Source organism: Dethiosulfatibacter sp. (assembly GCF_983023055.1).
This window is the reverse complement of record NZ_CEZJXU010000241.1, coordinates 1-3,894: the sequence shown is the minus strand read 5'-3', so window position 1 is coordinate 3,894 and position 3,894 is coordinate 1. Positions and strand designations below refer to the sequence as shown.

5 protein-coding genes are annotated in these 3,894 nt (G+C 35.6%); all 5 read right to left on the bottom strand.

Going from position 1 to position 3,894, the window contains the following annotated elements; all coding sequences use genetic code 11:
- Positions 1–71: 71 nt before the first annotated feature.
- Positions 72–350 (bottom strand): (2Fe-2S)-binding protein, encoded by a 279-nt coding sequence (locus AC3AX0_RS08880; protein WP_487549941.1) that lies wholly within the window; start codon positions 348–350, stop codon positions 72–74.
- A 1-nt stretch (position 351) separates the two neighbouring features.
- Positions 352–846: a 4Fe-4S binding protein gene (locus tag AC3AX0_RS08875; RefSeq protein WP_487549940.1), complete on the bottom strand. Its 495-nt coding sequence runs from the start codon at positions 844–846 to the stop codon at positions 352–354.
- A gap of 11 nt (positions 847–857) precedes the next feature.
- On the bottom strand, positions 858–1,931 hold the full coding sequence (locus tag AC3AX0_RS08870) for an NAD(P)/FAD-dependent oxidoreductase (protein ID WP_487549939.1): 1,074 nt from the start codon (positions 1,929–1,931) through the stop codon (positions 858–860).
- A complete protein-coding gene (locus AC3AX0_RS08865; RefSeq protein WP_487549938.1) occupies positions 1,932–2,240 on the bottom strand; it encodes a (2Fe-2S)-binding protein in 309 nt (102 codons plus the stop codon).
- A 421-nt stretch (positions 2,241–2,661) separates the two neighbouring features.
- The coding region (locus AC3AX0_RS08860) for a sigma-54 interaction domain-containing protein (RefSeq protein WP_487549937.1) at positions 2,662–3,894 on the bottom strand (1,233 nt) is incomplete at its 5' end.

Genomic DNA, 3,894 nt, shown 5'->3' with positions numbered 1-3,894 from the left:
CTTTCTTTGCAAGGTTGTATGCAACAGAACAGCCTATGGATCCTCCTCCAATTACTACTACATCAGCACTTTTACGCATTATCTTCACCTCCTGCAATGGCACCCAGCTTCATGGGCTTTACGGGAGCCCTGTTTACCGGTATGTCCATTTCTTCTATGTCCTTGCCCAGGTATTTGGCCATCTCTTTTGCTATTAAATCCTTGCATGTCCTTCCCTGGCATGGTCCCATTGTTGCTCTTGATTCTCTTTTTATTTCTTCCATTGACGTAATTCCATTGTCCAGCATCTCGTGCAAATCTCCCAACGTCAGGTTTTCACATCTGCATAAAATAGTATCTTTTTCATTCATATCATTCACCATCCACCTTAATATTTCTAACAGAATAAATAAACTCCTTCGGTAATGCCAAAGTTATTACATTTGTATGATCAAATCTTTCATGATCCTGAACCTTAAGGACTTCTGCTTTCCCTACAGCGCTTCCTTCCCTGTCAAGTGCATATACAATATCACCTTTTTGTGGAAGTGGTAAAAGTTCATAAGGAATCTTAAGTGAAAACTTGTCTTCTGAATATGTCTCGTCAATTACAAAGCAGGCCAATCCTGGGCATGCACTTACACACATGCTGCATCCCGTACATTTGTCATGGTTTACGTCAGGTATGTTGTTTATATCTTCTTCTATGGATTCCACTGCTTTAATTTTGCATGAAGTATGGCAGGGATTACATGGAATTTCCTGAAAACATTCAAATACTGCATAAGGTCCTTTATTTCTTCTTTCTTCTGAAGGAAACTTTTCCTTTATCATTTCCAATGTAGCTATTCCTGTTTGTTTAAACATTTTTTCACCGCCTATATTTTTAAGTTTGCAATACCTTCTCTTATTTTTGTTCCTACGGGTCCGGATCTTAAAACATTCAGATCAGCAATATATCTTTGCTTTAATTCATCTATATTGCTGCCGTATCCCAGTGATCCCGCCGCAGACAATCCTGCTATGGTACCTTCAATCATTGCACTGCTTGCTTCTTCTACTCCAGAGGCATCACCTGCAACGTAGTATCCCGAAGCAGTGGTTTCCAAATCATCATTCCTCAACGGTACAAATCCGCCTAGTAGTTTTGAATACTTCATATCACATTCCGTATGTGTAAGCAGTTCCCCTAGAGGAGTCAAGCCTACTGATAAACAAATAGTGTCAACATCAAGATTCTTTTCAGTTCCAGGAATGAAATTCCATTTTTCATCCAGACTACCGATTACAGCACCTTCAACATAGTTTTTACCAACAGCTTCCTTAACAGAAGTTGAAGTTAATATTGGAACTCCCATTCTTCTAACTTTGGAAGCATGTACCATGAATCCGCCAATTTGCGGAGCTGCATCAATTATTGCCTCAACCTTCACTCCAGCCTGCATAAGCTGATATGAAACTATAAGTCCTATATTACCTGCTCCAATCATTAATACTTTATTTCCCGGAACAACTCCATACTGATTCATCAATGTCTGTACTGCACCTGCTCCGTATACTCCCGGAAGGTCATTATTTGGGAAAGGAAGCATTTTCTCTGAGGCTCCTGTAGCGATAATGGTTTTATCCGCTGTTATTCTGTCATATTTTTTTCCTTCTTCAAATGTTATTACACCATCATGATATATTGATAATACCGTAGTATCCTTTTTTATATCTATAAGTTTGTTTTCGTTTATTTTTTCCAAAAAAACCTTGGCAATGTCTATTCCTCTTGTTCCTGCATATTCCCTTTCAGATCCGAAAAACCTGTGAGTTTGCTTTATCAGCTGACCTCCATAGTCTTTTCCTCTGTCAAACAATGTTACTCTAGCACCCTGCCCTGCAGCTGCAATTGCAGCACACATTCCTGCAGGTCCACCACCGATGATAGCAATTTCTGTATTATTCATCTATTTTTCATCTCCTTTAAACAAACCTTTTCCTTGCTGTCTGTTAACTACCATGTTTTCCTTCAGTTCTTCGACACAAACTCTAACATTTGGTTCTCCGTTTACTTCCATTAGACATGAAGAACAGTTGCCTATTGCACAAAATAGTCCTCTTGGTCTGTGATCATGTTTTAAATCTTTGATTCCATTGGCGTGCAATGCTGCTGAAATAGGTTCATTTTCATAGCCTATCATTTCTTTACCTTCGAATATGAATTTAATCTCTTTTTTTTTCTCAAACTCTAAAACTGGATGTTTTTCAATTCTCAATTCAATCCCTCCATTCTTAATATTTATCATTTGAATATTAGTAATGCAATTATTATGCCGATTTTTTCATTTACTGATTATTTGAGAAAATTCATTGAAATCTCCGTTATATAACTGAAATTTTCCTAAAATTCCTTTAATTTTTATTTAAACTCTTTCATCAACAAAAAATGATGCAATGGAATAATGCACCTATCAATTATAAGGTGCATTACTACATTGCATCATTCAACTTCATTTGTTTATTCAATCTTTTTTGTGATTATTTTATCATTAATTCACTTTATTTATGACGGAGTTTTGTTAAAAAGACAGTAATAGTCCCTTTAATTATATTTATATCTACTTTCAAATAAATACTTTGTTAAAAATATATTCATTTGAGATGCATTATTATATTGCATTAACAAACATATACCTTTTAATTAACCTCGTTTTGGCAAATATCATACTTTTTTATTCTATACTGAAGCCCTTGTCTATGGATATCAAGTGATTTTGCAGCATGTGAAATATTCCAGTTGTTTTCTTTAAGTACATTCAATATCAGTTGCTTTTCAACAAGATTCATTGTTTCAGTCAATGTATTTGTTGTTTTGCCATGTTCACTTTTTTTACCAATACTCTCGTCGTTGTTAAATTCATTAATGATATGAAAGGGTAGATGATTTCTCAATATCATGCTTTCATTTTTATCCATTATATTCATAGCAGTTTCAATTGAATGCTGCAATTCTCTGATATTTCCCGGCCATTTGTACTTACCAAATATATCCAACACTTCTGTAGACATGCCAGTTACGTTCATATTCAACTGTTTGTTGAATTTATTAACAAAGAGATTTGTAAGTATAGGCACATCCTCTCTGCGCTCTCTTAAAGGTGGTATTTCAATACTTACACCACTCAATCTATAAAACAAATCCTGTCGGAGTTTGTTCTCATTTATTGCCTTAATTGGCTTTTCGTTAATATTTGATATTATTCTTACGTCAACATATTTTTCCTCTATGGCTCCTACCCTTCTTATTGAACCCTCCTGCAATACCCTTAATAATTTGGATTGAAGTCCCAGGGGCATTGAATTAAGTTCGTCCAACAAAAGTGTACCTTCATTTGCCTGTTCAAAAAGTCCTGGTCTGTCAATAGCTCCTGAAAATGCCCCTTTTACGGTTCCAAACAATATACCTTCAAGAAGGTTTTCAGGTATAGCCGCACAGTTTATTGCCACAAAGGGTTTGTCTTTTCTTACACTTGCATTGTGTATGCTTTGACTAAACAATTCCTTACCTGTTCCCGTCTCCCCATAAATCAATACAGGAGAATTACTTTCGGAAGCCTTTTTGGAATATTTCAATGTCTTAGTAATCTTTTCACTTGCTCCAATAATACTTTGAAATGAATATTTTGTTGATTTTACAGGGCTTTTAACTGTCGCCCTCTTACCTTTTTTATCTATTGACTCTCTCAAATCCACTATTTCTTCGAGAAGTTCCTGGATTTTCGAATTATCTCTCATGATAGATACAGCACCTATTACCTCATCATTTTGAAACAATGGATATGTATTGCATACTATGTTGAGTCTTTTCCCTGCATAGGTAATATAGGTCTGTCGTGTATCGATAAAAGATTTTTTCTGCTTGATGGCCTG